15 protein-coding genes are annotated in these 18,444 nt (G+C 39.2%); 5 read left to right on the top strand and 10 right to left on the bottom strand.

The annotated features are described in order from the left end of the window. Positions 1–29: 29 nt before the first annotated feature. Positions 30–1,433, bottom strand: a complete 1,404-nt coding sequence (locus V3Z67_RS09970; RefSeq protein WP_330443165.1) for a T9SS-dependent choice-of-anchor J family protein — start codon at positions 1,431–1,433, stop codon at positions 30–32. Positions 1,434–1,554: 121 nt separating this feature from the next. On the opposite strand from V3Z67_RS09970, the gene V3Z67_RS09965 reads away from it, so the two are divergent. After that, on the top strand, positions 1,555–2,283 hold the full coding sequence (locus tag V3Z67_RS09965; RefSeq protein WP_330443164.1) for a metallophosphoesterase family protein: 729 nt from the start codon (positions 1,555–1,557) through the stop codon (positions 2,281–2,283). Between the two features lie 51 nt (positions 2,284–2,334). Here the strand turns inward: V3Z67_RS09965 and V3Z67_RS09960 are convergent, their stop codons facing one another. The 3 genes from V3Z67_RS09960 to V3Z67_RS09950 are packed head-to-tail and all read right to left on the bottom strand — an operon-like array spanning position 2,335 to position 5,763. After that, positions 2,335–2,889 carry a hypothetical protein gene (locus V3Z67_RS09960; protein WP_330443163.1) on the bottom strand — a complete coding sequence of 185 codons (555 nt, stop codon included), beginning with the start codon at positions 2,887–2,889 and terminating at the stop codon, positions 2,335–2,337. Positions 2,890–2,928: 39 nt separating this feature from the next. Further along, complete coding sequence (locus V3Z67_RS09955; protein WP_330443162.1) at positions 2,929–4,326, bottom strand: RtcB family protein; 1,398 nt, start codon at positions 4,324–4,326, stop codon at positions 2,929–2,931. 27 nt (positions 4,327–4,353) lie between these two features. Continuing rightward, a complete protein-coding gene (locus tag V3Z67_RS09950; protein ID WP_330443161.1) occupies positions 4,354–5,763 on the bottom strand; it encodes a PcfJ domain-containing protein in 1,410 nt (469 codons plus the stop codon). Between the two features lie 649 nt (positions 5,764–6,412). Between V3Z67_RS09950 and egtB the strand changes: the two genes are divergently transcribed. Both egtB and egtD read left to right on the top strand, forming a co-directional pair. After that, entirely contained in the window at positions 6,413–7,561 is a 1,149-nt protein-coding gene (gene egtB, locus V3Z67_RS09945) for an ergothioneine biosynthesis protein EgtB (RefSeq protein ID WP_330443160.1), read from the top strand. Positions 7,562–7,565: 4 nt separating this feature from the next. Beyond that, the gene (gene egtD / locus V3Z67_RS09940; protein ID WP_330443159.1) at positions 7,566–8,519 is read left to right on the top strand and encodes an L-histidine N(alpha)-methyltransferase; all 954 of its coding nucleotides are present in this window, start codon (positions 7,566–7,568) and stop codon (positions 8,517–8,519) included. A 56-nt stretch (positions 8,520–8,575) separates the two neighbouring features. Here the strand turns inward: egtD and amaB are convergent, their stop codons facing one another. From amaB to V3Z67_RS09925, 3 genes are all read right to left on the bottom strand, one after another. Further along, the gene (gene amaB / locus V3Z67_RS09935) at positions 8,576–10,123 is read right to left on the bottom strand and encodes an L-piperidine-6-carboxylate dehydrogenase (protein ID WP_330443158.1); all 1,548 of its coding nucleotides are present in this window, start codon (positions 10,121–10,123) and stop codon (positions 8,576–8,578) included. A gap of 211 nt (positions 10,124–10,334) precedes the next feature. Then, on the bottom strand, positions 10,335–10,874 hold the full coding sequence (locus tag V3Z67_RS09930) for a 3-hydroxyanthranilate 3,4-dioxygenase (RefSeq protein WP_330443157.1): 540 nt from the start codon (positions 10,872–10,874) through the stop codon (positions 10,335–10,337). A 54-nt stretch (positions 10,875–10,928) separates the two neighbouring features. Further along, on the bottom strand, positions 10,929–12,014 hold the full coding sequence (locus tag V3Z67_RS09925; RefSeq protein ID WP_330443156.1) for an endonuclease/exonuclease/phosphatase family protein: 1,086 nt from the start codon (positions 12,012–12,014) through the stop codon (positions 10,929–10,931). A 100-nt stretch (positions 12,015–12,114) separates the two neighbouring features. On the opposite strand from V3Z67_RS09925, the gene V3Z67_RS09920 reads away from it, so the two are divergent. Together V3Z67_RS09920 and V3Z67_RS09915 are read left to right on the top strand one after the other, a co-directional pair. Continuing rightward, complete coding sequence (locus V3Z67_RS09920; protein WP_330443155.1) at positions 12,115–15,015, top strand: TonB-dependent receptor; 2,901 nt, start codon at positions 12,115–12,117, stop codon at positions 15,013–15,015. A gap of 2 nt (positions 15,016–15,017) precedes the next feature. Further along, the gene (locus V3Z67_RS09915; protein WP_330443154.1) at positions 15,018–15,821 is read left to right on the top strand and encodes a DUF5689 domain-containing protein; all 804 of its coding nucleotides are present in this window, start codon (positions 15,018–15,020) and stop codon (positions 15,819–15,821) included. Here V3Z67_RS09915 and V3Z67_RS09910 read toward each other — a convergent pair whose 3' ends face one another. The 3 genes from V3Z67_RS09910 to V3Z67_RS09900 all read right to left on the bottom strand — a co-directional run. Next, positions 15,822–16,955 carry a hypothetical protein gene (locus V3Z67_RS09910; RefSeq protein WP_330443153.1) on the bottom strand — a complete coding sequence of 378 codons (1,134 nt, stop codon included), beginning with the start codon at positions 16,953–16,955 and terminating at the stop codon, positions 15,822–15,824. It lies immediately after the preceding gene. Positions 16,956–16,999: 44 nt separating this feature from the next. Next, positions 17,000–18,052 (bottom strand): linear amide C-N hydrolase, encoded by a 1,053-nt coding sequence (locus tag V3Z67_RS09905; RefSeq protein ID WP_330443152.1) that lies wholly within the window; start codon positions 18,050–18,052, stop codon positions 17,000–17,002. 135 nt (positions 18,053–18,187) lie between these two features. Beyond that, positions 18,188–18,444 (bottom strand): OmpA family protein (locus V3Z67_RS09900; protein ID WP_330443151.1); only part of this gene is annotated, 257 nt, incomplete at its 5' end.

The following is an 18,444-nucleotide window of genomic DNA, read 5'->3' as shown; positions in this document are numbered from 1 at the left end:
AAAAAGGCAGGTTTAAAACCTGCCTTTTACTATTGTTTAATAAACTTAATATTTTTTGTTTCTGTAACAGTGCTGAGCTTTATAAAGTATAAGCCCGGCTGGAGTTTTTGTACGTCCAAACTGCCTTGTGGCTTATTCTGTTCAATGCACAGTTTACCGTTTACATCAAACACCTGTACAGTTGTTAGCTGTTCGTTGTTTTGTAAAGTGAAATAAAGCCTCTCTGTAACTGGGTTAGGATATACTGAAAACTGAGTATCACTAAAATTGTTAGCACTCTTCGCTTCCACCTCAATGTTATCAGGCAAGTGTTTTTTCACTTTATCAAAACACATATCAATACTTACATCGGGCTGAACACTAAAATCAACAGACAAAGCTACAGGGTCAATTTCTTTGAATCCTTCGGGAGCAGTGACCTCTAAATTCACATTAGCAGTACTAAAGATTAAAGGATAAAAACTATAATACCCAAGACTGTCTGTATAAGTTGTATATACATACTCTCCTTCATTTACTGTAAGTATTACCTCTGCCCCTTCTAGCGGAGAATCACACTCTTTGTCTTTATCACTGTCATAACTAACAATACCGTCTATACCATTATAAAGTATAAAACTATAAGGACCTGACCATTCACTTTGATTGGTTTCAGAGCATACAGCTCTTACATAATATTTGTAGTTTCCTGCAGCAAGCCCGGTTACAGTATAACTGTTTTCGCTTACCAATAAACCAGTGCCCGTAGGATTTTCGTTTGAAGCCAAAAACTCAACCTCCCAAAGCGATTGATTTACACCTGTCCAGCTGAGGGTAGCCGAATTAGGCACAGTAACAGAAGCATCAAGATTTGTAGGTTGCTCACAGTAATCTTCTATAAAAGACACATTATCAATTAACCATCTGTCGCCATAATCATTCTCCATTACAAAAGCGAAATAAACCTGCTGTCCTATAGCTTCTTGTGGTATAGGCACATATATCTCTCGGTATTCCATTTGCACAGGGTTAATTTCAAGCTCAGTCCACTCTTTAACAACCGTATAATCTCCAAGATTTGAAGAGTCAGGGTTAGTGCTCATCATAATTCTGTAAATACTCCCCTGATCACCGTTTAAAGTTAACCTTGAATAAAAATGAATTGCCGGACTATTACCTGTAACAGTCATATAAGGAGTTACGAGCCAGTCTTGAGCAGTACCATATACATTAGGTACATTCTCACGGTCAATAAATGCCGCATAATTTCCTTCATAAGGAGGAGTGAAAGGATTTGCTTCTATAGTTTGTTTCCAAAAATGTATATAACCTACTCCATTATCATATGTGTTCCAGCCATCTGGTGGAAAAACTACGTCTTCAAAGCCTTCAACAGGGGTTTGCGCAAAACATCCCAGCGTTCCCGCCAGGAATAAGGTAAGGATTTTTTTCATTACTGTGGTTTTTAATTGGTTTGAGACATAAAAATACACTTTTTAAATGATTAGATATATCTCTTTTACTTTACATTTTTTTTAATCTTTTCTGTCCTGTATTTTTTTGTAAACTTGTAAAATGAGCAGAACACTTGTAATTGGCGACATACACGGTGCTTTCAAGGCACTGCAGCAAATACTGGAAAGGGCAGCCGTAACCCGAAATGACCTCCTTATTTTTTTAGGGGATTATGTTGACGGATGGGGACAGTCTCCAGAGGTTATTGATTTTTTGATACAACTTAAACAGGAGTACCAATGCATATTTATGCGTGGTAATCATGATGACCTGCTTACAGACTGGCTTAAAACAGGCAGCCATACTGAACAGTGGTTTATGCATGGTGGCAGGGTCACAACTCAATCTTACCTCAAGGTTACTGACAGTCAAAAGGAACAACATATCGACTTTATGGAAAGCCTGCAAAACTATCATTTGGATGACAATAACCGATTGTTTGTCCATGCCGGCTTTACAAACCTTAACGGTGTACAAAACGAATACTTCAGTAAGATGTTCTACTGGGAAAGAACCCTTTGGGAAACGGCTTTAGCGCTGGATGAAACCATGCCCAAAGACGATCCTTATTACCCAAAACGTTTTACACTGTACAGGGAAATATTTATAGGGCACACTCCCGTTACTCGAATAGGTGAAACCATACCCATAAACAAAGCTAATGTTTGGAACGTGGATACAGGAGCAGCTTTTAAAGGTCCTTTAACCATTATGGACGCTAACACTAAAGAATACTGGCAAAGTGACCCCGTGCATTTACTGTATCCTGATGAAAACGGACGCAACTAGTCACAATGACTTATAAATAACAAAAGACGGCATATGGCCGTCTTTTTTGCATCAGGAGCTTTTTTCAGATTTATTTTTCTTCTCCTTCTTTTTGTCTGATTTATTTTTATCAGACTTCTTCTCGAGGTCTTTTTTGTCTTTAACCCTTTTAATGTGTCCGTCCATATCATCCATGAAATAGTTATTGAGACATATTTTCTTAGCATCAGTATAATACTGTATAGCCGTAGCATACATCTCATATTTTTCATAGAGTAAACCTTTAAGGTAAATTAATGAGGCCTCATCTATACCCGGTACTTTCATCCCGATATCAATTATAGCTTCTGCCTCTTTAAATCGTTTAAGGTTTATTAAAAGACCTGCAAACTGACTGTAAACAGGAGTATAGTCTCTATCAAGATATAATGTCATCCTGTAATAATATTCGGCCTGTTTAAAATCTTTAAGCTGCTCTTCATAAATACGCCCCATAAGGCAATGCGCACCCGCGTGCTCATCATCTCCGGCTATTACATATTGCAGCTTTTCTATACATTCTTCCACATTATAAGGGTAATTGTCCAATGCCTGGATATACATCACCTCATAGGTACTAATTCCCATTGTTATTTTTTTATGGCTGCTATTGCAACCGTTATTTAATTATCCTTTGTCCATTCGGACTATTTTTGGCGTAAACATCCCAACCACATCTATAAGGCTGGTTTGATGTGCCATTACTTTATTGATGTCTTTATAAGCCATAGGCGCTTCGTCCATACCGGCTCCTATAAGTGTAACACCATGATTTTTAAGCACTTTTTTAAGATCACTTCTGGTAAGTGACCTTTTTGCTTCTGCTCGCGATAAAACCCTACCTGCACCATGTGATGCCGAACTTAACGACTGCTCATTACCTTTACCCCTCACGATATAACCCGGTGCTGTCATGGAACCCGGTATAATACCCAACACATTTTTTTGTGCAGGGGTTGCTCCCTTTCTGTGCACAATAAGCTCCTGCCCGTTAATAACTTCCTTCCAGGCAAAATTGTGATGGTTTTCAACCATGGCAAGCGGCCTTGCCCCAAGCTCCTTTGCTATCCTTTTATGGATATCATGATGACATGCCGAAGCATAATCTCCAGCGAGGTTCATGGCGAGCCAGTACTCCTGCCCATCGTGAGTATTTAAATCCAGCCATGCCAGGTGCTGCGCCTCTTTAGGAAGCGGGGTTTGCTTAGTTGCCAGGTAAGTATAGTTCTTGGCAATATTAGCACCAAGTCCTCTTGACCCACTGTGCGAAAGCACCCCTACATACTGACCGGGCGGAACTTTAAGCACATCATCATCAGTGGTAACTTCAATGATACCAAACTCTACAAAGTGGTTCCCTCCACCCGATGAGCCTAATTGTTTATAAGCCTTATCCTTAAGCTTTTTCACAAAAGGTATATGCCTGAATTCAGTACGCTCAAAAATCTCGTGGTCATTAGGTTTATAATGCACCTCATTCATCCCGAAGCGTGTTTGCTTTTCAAGGATATTGACATACTTATCCTTATGCCCTTCAATAAACGAAGGGTTAATATCATATATGCTAAGGCACATACGGCAGCCTATATCTACCCCAACACCATAAGGTATTACGGCATTTTCGGTTGCAAGTACCCCGCCTATCGGCAGTCCGTAACCATGGTGACCATCGGGCATAAGTGCTCCCGCTTTTGCCACAGGGAGTTTAAGGGCTGTATACAACTGGTCCTTAGCGCTCTTTTGTATTTCCTCTTCACCGAAAATGGTAAACGGTGCACGTGTCGCATTAAGGTGCCTAAACTCAGTTTTCTTTACATTGGTAAGTGCTTCGGCTATTTTACCGAAAACACCATCCTGTTTATAATTTTCGGGCGCAAGGAGCACCTCCTTAAGCATCTTAAGTACTTTTTCTTTAGGTTCCCGTTTGTAATGTTTAAGCATCGCCTCCATAGCAATACTTATCGATTTGTTTTGCGGATATCCTATAGCTATGAGGTCTTTGCCTCTTAATTTTAATTTTCCCATAATTTTAAATTTTACACTTTGCCAGTATTAATGCATCTGGCTGCATTTTGCTACAAGCCATAGGATTTTTATAATAGCTATTATTATATAACCTATTTGCCTGTCTCCTGCTTGGTTATTAAAACCTGCATTTTGGTAAGGCTCATAACGCTGACCCTGCCTTTGTGGTAACTGAACCACTCGTTCCTGAGCACGCGGTAACGGTACAGGTTCTGGCATATAACAATCATATTGAAGTGAAAGACCTTCCTGTTTGGCCCATTTTACAATAACATCATGAGCCTCCTGACTTATCATATCATTGTATTTTGCCTTAGCCTGAATTACCTCTTTCTCGTCAGGAAGCACCTCTATAGTAGCAAGTGTTTCATAAATAGTATCACCTGCTGTAAACTTCCTTACTGAGAAAATCGCACTCTCACCTACAGAGCACTCATACACATAATCAGCAACACAGTGTTCCATTTCCTCACCTTCATCATACAACGCTTCGGAGCTTGTAAGCTGAGTAATTACAAAACGGGTTTCATCTTCTTCTATACAAAAGTTACCTATAGCTGCAGGTTTCCACTGGTTGTTGCTTTCGGCAGCTTTCTTTTTAAGCATGTCCCTATGCCAACCCAAAGCCTGTACATACAAAACATCCCAGGTTCTGCCTTTCATGGTAAAGGCATCATTTTCAGCCTTCATATAAAACAGGTAATCAATGGTTATCTGGAACAAGTCCAACCTCATATCGCCTTCGGCAACAGCAAAAAATTTCACCAATTCTGTACGGAACACCTCATTATCAAAGCTTTCAGACAAGGTAGACCATGCAATAAGTTCGGCACGTTCGTTTGTCGCATCAAAACCCAAAGCCTGAGCCATCCTTATAGCCCGAGGTATGGTTAATGCCCTTTTAATATTCCTGAACTCGTGGGCCATCCTTTTGGTAAACTCTACCGGAAAACCACTAAGTTTTTGCACACTATCACCCCTGCCTAACTGTATATACCACAACATGTGTACTTTGTTTTCACCGCCAAAGGCGTTTTCCATAAACTGAGGTACATCATAATTGGTAAAACAGTGTTTTATGAAAGACCTTAACTGATCTTCGGCCACAAAGCTTTCTTTTTCCCATGAATCAACACTTCTAACCATCATTTTACCAAAGGCGCTCATATTAGCCAGGACCTCAATAAAATCAGGGCTTTTTAACAAGGTGTAGCAACCTTCACTGTATAAATGAAGTAATACACTCCTAAAGGTTTCTCTTTTCCAGGTATGATTAACAACACTCATTGTTGAGAAATGATAGCAAATAACACTTTCTATAGTGTTTTCTTTCTCTAAAATTTGCTGTGGCTGTTTGAAGGCTCTGTTCACAAGGGCTACAAAACCTGTTCCCCTTAATTCGGCTGCTGCCATAGCCATTGTAGTTTGTGTTTCCATAGTTTACTGCTTTGCGGCAGCACTGCTCTAGGTGATGCCTGTTTTTCTGATTCTTATCATTTATCGATTTTTAATTTTATGCTTAAATAAAAAGCCCGGTCCTTAACAAGAACCGGGCTTATACCTACAATAAAGGCACTATTCCTCCTTTCAGGAATTATCCGGTTCATAAAATACAGTATCCTCCCATAGGTTTTGGGCACTGTAAAGTGATATGTTTACATTACTTTTTTTCATTGCATAAAAAAACCCGGAGCTTTTCAGTTCCGGGTTGCTATATTTAGAAATGTTTGTGTCTATCTAAAAATATTGTGCGCAATAAAACCCGGCACTGCATGAAGGATATTCCCTCCAAGCTCAAGCTGATATGTAGATTTTATTAAACGCATTTTTACTTCTGTTTTAACTGTTAATTTTATTTTGCGGTGCAAATGTAGAGTATTTTCTTAATAAACAAAACAGTTACCGTTATTTAAATTTAGAATAAATAACTTACTTACAACAACATACATTAAAACCACTCCTAAACATCCCCGCTATTCATTTTTTTTGTAAAAAACGATTGTTATAATTTGGTTAAAAGCACACCCAAAAAATCCGTCTCATTAACATTCTTTGTAAATTAGTAGTAAACTCTTGTTATTCACCAATGAACATAACCGAAATATATAACCATGTACGTAAGCGCACCGAGGAAATATGCAGTGTGCTGAACACTGAAGACTATGTCCCGCAACCCGTAAATTTTGTGAGTCCGCCCAAATGGCATCTGGCGCACAGCAGTTGGTTTTTTGAAGAATTCCTGCTTAAAAAATACTTGCCGGACTATAAAATTTATGACGATGACTTTTGTTTTCTATTTAACAGTTATTACAATACGGTAGGGAATCGCACTTTTAGAGCCGAAAGAGGCCATATAACACGTCCTACGGTTGCACAGGTATATGATTACCGAAATTATGTAGATATGCACATGCAGCTGCTCCTACAGCTTAAGGATCCGCAAATACACGAACTGGTGGAACTGGGTATAAATCATGAACAACAACATCAGGAACTATTACTAACCGATATTAAATACATTTTGGGATGCAATCCTATTTTTCCTGTATATGACGAAAACATTGATTGGGAAAACCAACAAAACTCTAATTCCGGATTTTTTGTCTTTCCTGAGGGTGTATATGAGGTGGGACATAACGGAGACGGATTCAGTTTTGATAATGAGCATGGCAGGCATAAGGTATACCTTGAAGAGTTTGAAATATCACAAAACCTGATAACCAATGCCGAATACCTTGAATTTATTGAAGCAGGTGGTTACAGTAATTTTAATTACTGGCTGGATGAGGGCTGGGCATGGGTAAACGAAAATGAGGTTAAGGCTCCGCTTTACTGGCACAAAATAGATAACGAATGGCACATGTTCACAATGGCCGGAATCCAAAAAATAAACACCGAAGCCTTAGTAACCCATATCAGTTTTTACGAGGCTGCCGCTTTTGCAGAATGGAAAGGCATGAGACTCCCAACAGAATTTGAATGGGAAGCAGCCTCGTTTAAGTTGGACTGGGGAAAGCGCTGGGAATGGACAAACAGTGCCTACCTTCCCTATCCTAATTTTAAAAAAGCAAAAGGCGCCATAGGCGAATACAACGGCAAATTCATGATTAACCAAATGGTTTTGCGTGGAGCATCGTGTGCTACTGCAAAACACCACAGCCGATCTACCTACAGGAATTTCTTTCATCCTAACGAACGCTGGCAGTTTACCGGAATACGTTTGGCAAAAAAATAATAAAATGAACACAACTGCACCTACCCCCTTTGCAGAAGACATACTGCACGGACTAAAATCGGATGAAAAACACATCCCGTCCAAATATTTTTATGATGATAATGGCAGCCGTATTTTTATGCAAATCATGAAAATGCCCGAATATTACCCCACAGACTGTGAGTTTGAGATACTCACAGGCCAGTCTGGCAATATACTGGACAGCCTTAATTTTAACGGGCCGTTTAACATAGTAGAATTTGGATCGGGCGACGGAATGAAAACCCGCCAGATGCTAAAGGCTTTTTTAGACCGTAAAGCTGATTTCACCTATATCCCTATTGATATATCACAGGAGGCCCTTAATGCTCTTGAAAAGAATATCAAAACGGCACTACCTGATGTAAAGATGAAACCCAAAACAGGGGATTATTTTGACGTGCTTAAAAGTATGGCCGACACCAAAATACCAAACCTTTTCCTGTTTATGGGCGGTAACATAGGCAATTATCATTTGGATGAGGCAAAAGACCTGCTTAATAAGTTTAACGACGGAATGAAAAAAGGCGATATGCTGCTTTTAGGAATGGACCTCCGTAAAAATCCGCAAGTAATACAAAAGGCTTATGATGATCCTCACGGTATAACCAAGGCCTTTAACATGAACCTCCTTAAAAGGATAAACAGTGAACTGGACGCAGATGCCAACCTGGATCAGTTTGATTTTTACAGCTTTTACAATCCCGAAAACGGCGAGGTACATACTTACCTTATCAGCCTGAAAAAACAACAGATTCACAGTAATGTACTGGATACTGATTTCAGCTTTGAGAAAGACGAACTGATATGGACTGAACTCTCCAAAAAATTCAGTTTAGAAGAAATAAACAGGTTAGCCAAATCAACCGGATTTCAGGTAGTAAGAAACTTTATGGACTGCAGGCATTATTTTACCGACTCCCTTTGGATAAAACAATAAAAAAAGGCTGCCAATAGGCAGCCTTCTTAACACATAACACTTAAACAGTTTATTAACTATAAATCAAATCGGATTCCTTGTGCCAATGGCAGTTCAGATCCGTAATTTATGGTGTTGGTCTGTCTTCTCATATAAGCTTTCCATGCGTCAGATCCACTTTCGCGGCCACCTCCGGTTTCTTTTTCACCACCAAAAGCACCACCAATCTCTGCTCCCGATGTACCAATATTTACATTGGCAATACCACAGTCAGATCCTGCATGTGAAAGGAATAACTCCATCTCTCTCATATTACTTGTAAAGATAGAAGACGATAATCCCTGAGGAACATCGTTTTGCATAGCAATAGCCTCCTCTAAATCATTGTATTTCATTACATACAATATTGGAGCAAAGGTTTCGTGCTGTACAATTTCAAAGCTGTTTTTAGCTTCAATGATACAAGGCTTAACATAGCATCCGCTTTCATAACCTTCACCTTGCATAACGCCGCCTTCTACAATAACATTACCACCTTCCTGTTTTGCTTTTTCAATAGCATCAAGATAGTTTTGTACCGAATCTTTATCGATAAGTGGCCCAACGTGGTTATTGCTGTCTAACGGGTTTCCTATTTTTAACTGACCGTAAGCACTTTTAAGTACCTCTATAGTCTTGTCATAAACACTTTCGTGAACTATTAATCTTCTTGTAGTAGTACAACGCTGACCTGCAGTACCCACAGCACCAAATACAGCACCTACAAGTACCATGTTTATATCGGCATGTTCAGATACTATAATAGCATTGTTACCACCTAACTCAAGGATAGTGTTACCAAAACGCTCGGCAACAGTTTTAGATACGTGGCGTCCTACACGTGTAGAACCTGTAAACGATACCAGTGGTAAGCGCTTATCGGTATTCATACGGTCACCGTTATCCCTACCGTTTATAAGGCAGCTAACACCTTCCGGTATGTTGTTTCTTTCTAAAACTGTTTTTATGATGTTTTGGCAAGCTATACCACATAACGGAGTTTTTTCACTTGGTTTCCAAATGCAAACATCTCCACAAACCCAAGCAAGCATTGAGTTCCAGCTCCAAACCGCTACCGGGAAGTTAAATGCAGATATAATACCTACAATTCCTACCGGATGGTACTGCTCGTACATGCGGTGCATTGGTCTTTCACTATGCATTGTAAGTCCGTAAAGCTGGCGTGATAAACCTACTGCAAAGTCACAAATATCTATCATCTCCTGTACTTCACCTAAACCTTCCTGAAGGCTCTTACCCATTTCATAAGAAACAAGTTGTCCCAGTGGTTCTTTGTACTTGCGTAGTTCTTCACCCATTTGGCGTACAATCTCACCTCTTTTTGGTGCCGGTACAAGCCTCCATGATTTAAAAGCTTCCTGAGCTTTAGCCACAGCTGCTTCATAATCCTCTTGAGTAGATGCTTTTACCTTAGCAATAAGGGTACCATCTACCGGAGAGTATGATTCTATAATTTCTCCGTTAGCAAAGCTGTTGCTTCCTGTAGAAGTACCTTCGTTTATTTCCTGTATGCCCAGCTTAGAAAGGGCTTCCTGAATACCAAACTGATCAGTAAGTGTTGCCATTTTTTAACTTTTATGCTTTTAATTGTTATATTTTACAAATATATGTCTTTTTTAATTTTAATCATTAAAAGAGCCGTTTTGTTTATAAAATAATAATACTCTGCCCTCAAAATAAGATTAAAACAAATTTTTCTTCCTGAAAGCAAGTACTCTCATAAAAAATTAATTCGGCAAACGAAATATAACTATAACAAATCGGTAACCTGTTATACTATTTATTAGCGACAAATCTTGGGTCGGCTTCCATTACCGTTCCGCACTTATCACAAGTACGCATTTCCTTACTGTTATAAAAATGCTCAAAATGCGGTAAAAAATCTTTTTCTATATCATGCAGTTCAAAATACACCTCATGCAGTTTGTGGTTGCAATTTTCACAAAACCATAAAAGTCCGTCGGTAAAACCTCTTCCTGCACGTACCCTTTCAATCACAAGCCCTATAGAGCCTTCAGTTCTAACAGGTGAATGTGGCATTTTTGCCGGATGCAGGTACATATCCCCCGCATTAAGTTCCATTTCTTTGCGCTGCCCGTCTTCCTGAACTATAACTTTAATACTTCCTTCAAGCTGATAGAACAATTCTTCGGTCTCATTATAGTGATAATCCTTTCGGGCATTAGGTCCCGCCACTACCATTACGATGTAGTCGTCAGACAAAGGATAAATGTTTTTATTGCCTACAGGTGGTTTTAAAAGATGACGGTTTTCATCAATCCACTTATTAAGGTTAAAGGGTTTCATGGCTGCCATGATAAGCTATTTAAAATTCTACACTAAGGTACGGAAAATAGAGGCTGGAGACACTTATTTTTTTATCTCCTTGATAAGATAAACATATACCGGAAAATGATCACTGTAACCTACCTCGCCATCCCATGTTCTAAGCGGATAACCTTTGTATTTACCCGAAGTACGGGTAATATATGTTTTATTGTAAACCCCCGCTTTCCAGAATTGCAGCGTATTGAAATCGTCATGAATTATAGGTTCAGAAAGTACTATCTGGTCAAAAATATCCCAGTTGTCCCTATAAGCTACAGATCCTATTCCGTTACGCACCAGTTCTCCCATTGGGTTATACAGTTCCAAAGGTTTAACCTGTTCCTTCCTGTCCTTAGCGGCAAGCTCCTTACGTACGCTATTATTATAAGGTCCATCGTTAAAGTCACCCATAGTAATAATTTTAGCCTTAGGGTTTATATTGAATAGTGAATCTACTATTTTACGGTTAAGTTTTCCGGCAGCATCCCTATAGGGACGTGTTTTCTTTTCGCCCCCGCCCCTTGATGGCCAGTGGCTCACTATAAAACTGAAATCCTCACCCTCTAAAAGCCCTGTGACCAGTAGCTGACTTCGGGTAAAGTACTTTCTGTATTTTGTATCGGTTAAAGTATCGGGTGCATTTTCAACTATTCTGCCTTTCTCGTCAACAGTAAATACCAGTGGTATACTTTTATAACTTTCTGGTCTAAACTTTTTCTTGTCATATAACAAGGCTACATCAATCCCCCTTCTGTCAGGCGAATCAAAATGAATAATACCATAATTCATTTTTACCAGTTTCGGGTTTTGCACCAAATCTTCAAGTACCTGTCTGTTTTCCACTTCTGCAAGGCCAATTATACTTGGCGGATCGGGGTTAGCATCAGATCCTATATCTGCAAGAACCTCTGCAATATTATCCAACTTATGTTGGTATTTCCCAGAGTTCCAAAAATATTCACCGGCAGGCAAAAACTCCTCATCATTTGTTTTGGGATTATTTATGGTATCAAAAAGGTTTTCGGTATTGTAAAAGGCTATGGTATGTACCATAAAAGTCCTGTCCTGTGCCGAAAGGCAGGAAAACAGTAATAATACCAGTATGCTTATCGTAATTTTTTTCCTCACATGTAAATTTTAAAACAAGCTTCCACCCAAAGTTAAAATTTTATTCTAAAAAATATATATTTACCGTTTTAAGAAAATATTTATCAATCACCTTACCTTCATGAAAAAGCTAATATTTAGTTTTTTACTGCTTATATACACCTCCGCTTGTATTGCACAGCAAAGTGCAATGATACAATGTAAAGTAATAGATATGCAAAGCGGCTATCCTATGGAAAGCGCTATTGCCACACTACAAAGCACTAACCAGACAGCTATTGCCAATTCTGAAGGTATACTGGCAATAGAAGTTCCAACCGGAAAACAAACACTAACAGTAAGTAGTAACGGATATGTCTCCCAAACTTTTAATCTTACCGTTATCCCCGAAAGGAACCTAGACCTGGGAATTGTCCTTTTAGAACTTGACCTCACTGCCGATCAGCAACTCAACCTTATCACCCTTACTGAAAATGACCTTAACGAGAGTATTGTAACCGACAATACATCCGGACTGCTTCAGGCTTCAAAAGATGCTTTGCAACAGGCAGCGGCCTACAGCTGGTCTCAGGCACGATACAAAACCCGCGGACTGGACAGCCGGTATGCCACAACAATGATAAATGGTGTAACGATGAACAAAATAAGCGATGGCAGACCACAATGGAACAACTGGAGCGGACTTAACGATGCGACCCGCAATCAGGAATTCAATCTGGGCACTACTCCGTCTGACTATAGTTTTGGAGGACTACTGGGAACACAGGAAATAAACACACGCGCATCGCAGTTCAGAAAAGGAACAAGAATATCGCTTACGGCAACCAACACCTCCTACAACTGGAGAAGTATGGCTACCTATGCTTCGGGTATGAACAAAAAAGGTTTTGGTTATGTAATATCGGCCTCACATCGCTGGGCGGAAGATGCTAATTTTGAAGGTACCGACTACGGGGGCAACTCGCTTTTTGTAAGTATGGAGAAAAAGTTAAACGACAACCACAGTATCAACTTTACCGGTATCTATGCGCAAAGCAGTCGTGGCAAGAATTCTGCAAACACTCAGGAGGTGACTAATCTTATGGGCAAAAAATACAATTCCTACTGGGGTTATCAGGACGGTAAAAAAAGGAACAGCCGTGATATTGACATTGCCGAACCTATTTTTATTTTGAGCCATTATTATAAAATCAATCCCCATAATACCCTGCAATCTAACGTTGCTTATCAGTTTGGTAAAATAGGTAATAGCAGGATTGATTTTCAAAACGTACCAAACCCTGATCCTTCCTATTACCGAAACCTACCCAGTTACTACACTTCTCAGTATGAAAATAATCCGGCTCTAGTCCCTGATAGCGCTTACCAGCCAGGAGGACTGGGAGGTATTTACACTGGTAACAGTCCCGAAAACACAGCACTGGCACAACAGGCTTCAGGAAGTTTTACAGCAAATCCGCAAATAAACTGGAGCAATATGTATTTGGCTAATACCCGTGCAGTGACAAATACTAATAATATTGAAACAGGCAGGGAACCATCGGTAAGCAGGTATGTTTTGTATGAAGACCGCAATGATGACAATACACTCTCTATAAACTCAACATTACAGTCGCAACTGTCACCAGATATTGTTTTTAACGGAGGTATTTCGTTTAAGCATTTAAAATCCCATAACTATAAAAAACTACTGGACTTACTGGGTGGAAGTAATTATAACGATATCAGTCCGTTTTTTAGTGGGAATCAGGCTCAGTCAGACCTAAACAATCCCAACAGGACTGTAGGGGTTAATGACACCTATGGATATAATTACAATTTGTTTGCCAGTCAGTTAGATGCCTTTACACAGTTCAGGTTTACCTATCGTAAAACCGATTTGTACCTGTCACAAAGCTATTCCCGTTCTGATTATCAAAGAGAAGGATTATACCGAAACGGAATTTATGCCAACTCTTCACTTGGTAAAAGCAACAGGGTAAGCTTTGATAACTTCGGTTTTAAGGGCGGTTTGCTTTACAAAATAACCGGGCGTGTGCTCTTTGCACTAAACGGAATGTACATGACAAAAGCTCCTGCCCTACGCAATACCTTCCCTAATGCCCGCCTAAACAACAGTGTTGTTCAGCGTATAGAAAGTGAAAATATAGCCTCGATTGATGCGAGCTATATAATCCGTGTCCCGAAGTTTAAAGTACGCCTTAGTGCTTTTTATACGCTGATTGATAATGCTACCGAAACTTCTTTCTTTTTTGCCGAAGGAGTCTATCAGGGAGAAAATACCGAAACCAATGCTTTTATTGCCGAGACCGTTACAGGGATTAACAAAAAGCTTATGGGTACAGAGCTAAGTACAGAATACAACTTTAACACCATGTTCAAAGTGCTGTTTAGTATGGCATACGGGCAGTACACTTACAACAGCAACCCTAAGGTTTTTATTAATAATGATGCCTTTGCTTCCCTACAACAGGAAGTTAATACACCGGGTAGTATTACCGGACCGACAACAAGTTTTGGCTCTTCCAATCTTAAAAATTATAAACTACCGGGGATGCCACAGCAGGCGCTATCTCTTGGTTTTGAATACCGTGACCCAAAATACTGGTGGGCAGGTATAAATGCTAATTACCTTACGGGAAGTTATCTGGACATCTCGGCACTGCTTCGTACCGATAACTTTTTGAAGAATCCGCAGGATGTAAACAGCTTCCCTTTCCCCGAAGCTACACAAAGTCGAACCCACGAACTCCTGAAACAAGAGCAATTTGATGATATATTCCTGCTTAATGCCGTAGGTGGAAAATCATGGCGGATTAAAAAGAAAACCTACCTGGGCTTTTTTGCCAGCATCAATAATATTTTCAACAGTATATACAAAACCGGAGGTTACGAACAGGCCAGAAATGCCAATTACAGACAGCTTAATCAGGATGTTTCCAGCGGAACACCTTCCTTCGGACCCAAGTACTTTTACAGTTACGGACGCACTTTTTACCTCAACATTTATTACAATTTCTAAGCATGAAAAAATATATCGCACTATTGCTCTGCATTACAATAACAGCCTGTATAAACGATGATGATTACAGTGTACCCAACCTGGAATGTACCGAAACCACTTTGGTCAAAACAATCGAAGTACAGGATATTAATGCAACAGAAAACATACAGGAATACAACAATGATGATGTGATTGAAGCCTATGTGACATCGAGTGATGCCGCAGGAAATTTCTATAAAACTCTTTCACTGCAAACCGAAAACGGTGATTTCGGGTTTAGTGTTTTGGTTAATGCTACTTCTACATTTATTAACTATGAACCGGGGCGAAAAGTACTCATCAAACTTAAAGGTACTTATTACCGAATTTACAATAGTTCACTGCAAATAGGCGACCTCTCGGTTTATAATGGTTTTGCTACCCTTACCGGATTTTCGACTACTGAATATACCAATATACTTAACCGCTCCTGCACTGTAATAAACGAAGAAAATATGGTTCAGTACACTTCGTTAACCCAACTGCAAAATGACAGCTACCTTCATCGTCTTGTAGAAATAGACAATGTACAGTTTACCGATGAAGCTGTAGGGCTTCCCTTTTATGACGCAAACAACGATATTGGCGGAGGCACCAACTACCTGCTAACCGATGAAAACGGAAATACCCTTACTTTTAGAACCAGTAGTTTTGCTTCCTTTGCAGGAAATAGTATCCCTCAGGAAAGCGGAAAAATAAGAGGTATCTTAACCAAATATGGCGATACTTACCAGTTTATGATCCGTACACCGGAAGATATACAACTTACCGAAGAACGGTTTTAATTATTTATAATACTCTATTACCCGTTCACTAACTGTAGAAGGCTCTCCTTCCTTTTTACCTTCAAGGTAAGACCTGCATCGTATCCAATTGCCATGACTGTCGTAATCATAGTCATAGTAATGATTAGCGGGTAATGTACCATATAGCATCAGTTCCGGTTCTTCATTTGGGGCTCCGGGAACAGGTGGTTTTATAAAATTCCTTTCTGTTATATCACCATTTTCATTAAAATGTGTAACAACACGAGGGGTTAAAAAACTACTGTAAATAGTATTATACTGACTATCTGCTACCATTACATACCCCTTTTTGGGATGGTAGGTATAATCTTCCTGAAAAACGACCTTTTTACAACTAAAAAATACAATTTGGGTTATCCTGTTTTTACTGTCATATTTATAGTTAATCTGTAAATCCTTACACCAGCTGGCCTCTGTACCAAAGTCATTATAGTTGATCCCGTCAGAAGCTTCACCCTTTTCGATTTTTATTGTAATTACATTATCGTTGTCATCGTAAAAAAAATAGCGCGTAAAAAAAAGTGATTTTGAATCTAATTCAGGATTAGGAATAATACTATCATTGTTTAGACTAGTATAATACCCCCTATCCTCATGCTTGATCAGTTTTCCTTCTTCATCATATTTCTCTGTATACACTGTTCTACTTTTACTCCCATACAATTCACTTATTTTCAAATGATTAACCTCAAGTAACTCAGTTTGATTATATACAACAGGAGACTGGATATTATTTCGTCTGTATTTCAATTTTTCTTTGAAATCCTTCTCGTCATACTCATACAGCTCAACTTTACCTGAGTCTATAGGCATATCCCTATAATCTTTAGAGAACATAATCATTTTGGTGACTAAACCAAAATCATTGAATTCGGTATAAAACATTGATCTCACGTCATTCTTTAGTTTAACCCGTTGCTTATCCCTCTTAGATAAACTTTCTTTAATGTCAGTATAAAACCATCTTACTGATTTTACAGATCCATTTAAGTTATATTCGTAATAGCGATGTTTTTTATGTAATAAAAGACAGCTTTCACTGTTTTGCTGTGCATTACAAACCGTTGCAAATAATGGTAATAAAAATAAATACGTTAAAATTGTTTTCCTCATAGAGTATAAAAGTAGTATTTCCTGTACAAGTGGCTGTTCTAAGATTAATCATTTACACCTAAAAATTTAAACGGTTTACTGTCCTTAAAGTGTTTTACAGCATTACCGGCATAGGTCTCCCCTCCGGCAACGGTAAGTTTTTTTACTTTACCCTTTTCAGAGAAATCGATATCCTTAAAATCAACCCAGAAAACGTTTGGGGTGAGTACCGACTCGTAGTAGTACACTAAATTCTTATGATCTGAAACCGTTCTCCAGCGTGTAGAGGAGATATTCGGCTGATTTGGGGTAGATATACCATAGGGCACAGAACAGTTCCTTATAACGCTAAAAATACTTGCCACAGCTACACGGGTATTATCTGTTTTAGGAACGGCATCGGCATAAAAAGAAGCCCTTACAAAACGGTCGGCAGCCCTGTTGGTTCCCGGCAGCATAACAGTACCTCCTATCTCACTCCAGTATTCGTTTAAAGCCAGTTGTTTATCAAATACAGGCGAATTGGTCATTACCGTATAGGAAGCATCATGATGAACAACCAGTTTTCCGTTTATGTACTCAAAAATAGCACTGTCACCCTTAGCATCTGATATTGAAACATGCAGGGTAGCCTTACGCTCCTGTCCCGGCACATTATCTGTTACCACAACAAACTCTTCTTTAGACAGACCTTCTACCGCTTCACTTACTGTAGCATAATTATCCAGCACATACTGTACCCATACCGATATGGCAAGCCCCGGCTTTGTATGATCCCATTCAGGATATTCCGACTCCACCAGCCAAAGCAGGTTTGCCACCAGTCCCTTCTCGTTCATACCATTGGTACTGCAAATTTCGTAGGCACTGGCAATAACACTACCGTATTTTGACTTCCAACTTACGGTGTTTTTACCTGTTTCACCTGTTATTTGCATTCCTTTTGGAAAAATCCACAGGTTTGTCATCAGGTCTTCACTCCAGTCCATAGGCCTTGCTGTGATATACAAATCATTTTTCCCTTTATACACTACTCGGTTGCAGGCAAATAAGTTAGAAATACTACCTGTAAAAAACAGCAATAGCACATAGCCCAATAAAGATGTTTTCTTAGTCATAATTAGTTGGTTTAATCAGTTACCTTAAATTTAGTCAAAAAAGATAACCTATTACAAACCAACATACTTATATAAAAAACGAACAGCCTGTACCAAAAGGCACAGGCTGTTTTGTTTTATAATTATGACGAAATACTATTTCTTCACGATAATAAACTCAGATCGTCTGTTTTGAGCATGTTGCTCTTCACTGCAGTTTTCTTTGCAGTCAACCTTAGGCTCACTCTCACCATATCCCTGTCCTGATATACGCTCTTTAGCAATACCTTTTGAAATGACATACTGAACTGTAGCCTTTGCCCGTTTGTTAGATAAGTTCATGTTGTATTGTGCACTACCACGGTTATCCGTGTGGGCCTTAACCATGATTACCATTTCAGGGTTGTTGTTCA

The organism is Flavobacterium sp. C4GT6 (genome assembly GCF_036347315.1).
Classification (GTDB): Bacteria; Bacteroidota; Bacteroidia; order Flavobacteriales; family Flavobacteriaceae; genus Flavobacterium.
The sequence above is the reverse complement of the archived record's forward strand: the minus strand, read 5'-3'. Positions and strand labels throughout refer to the sequence as shown.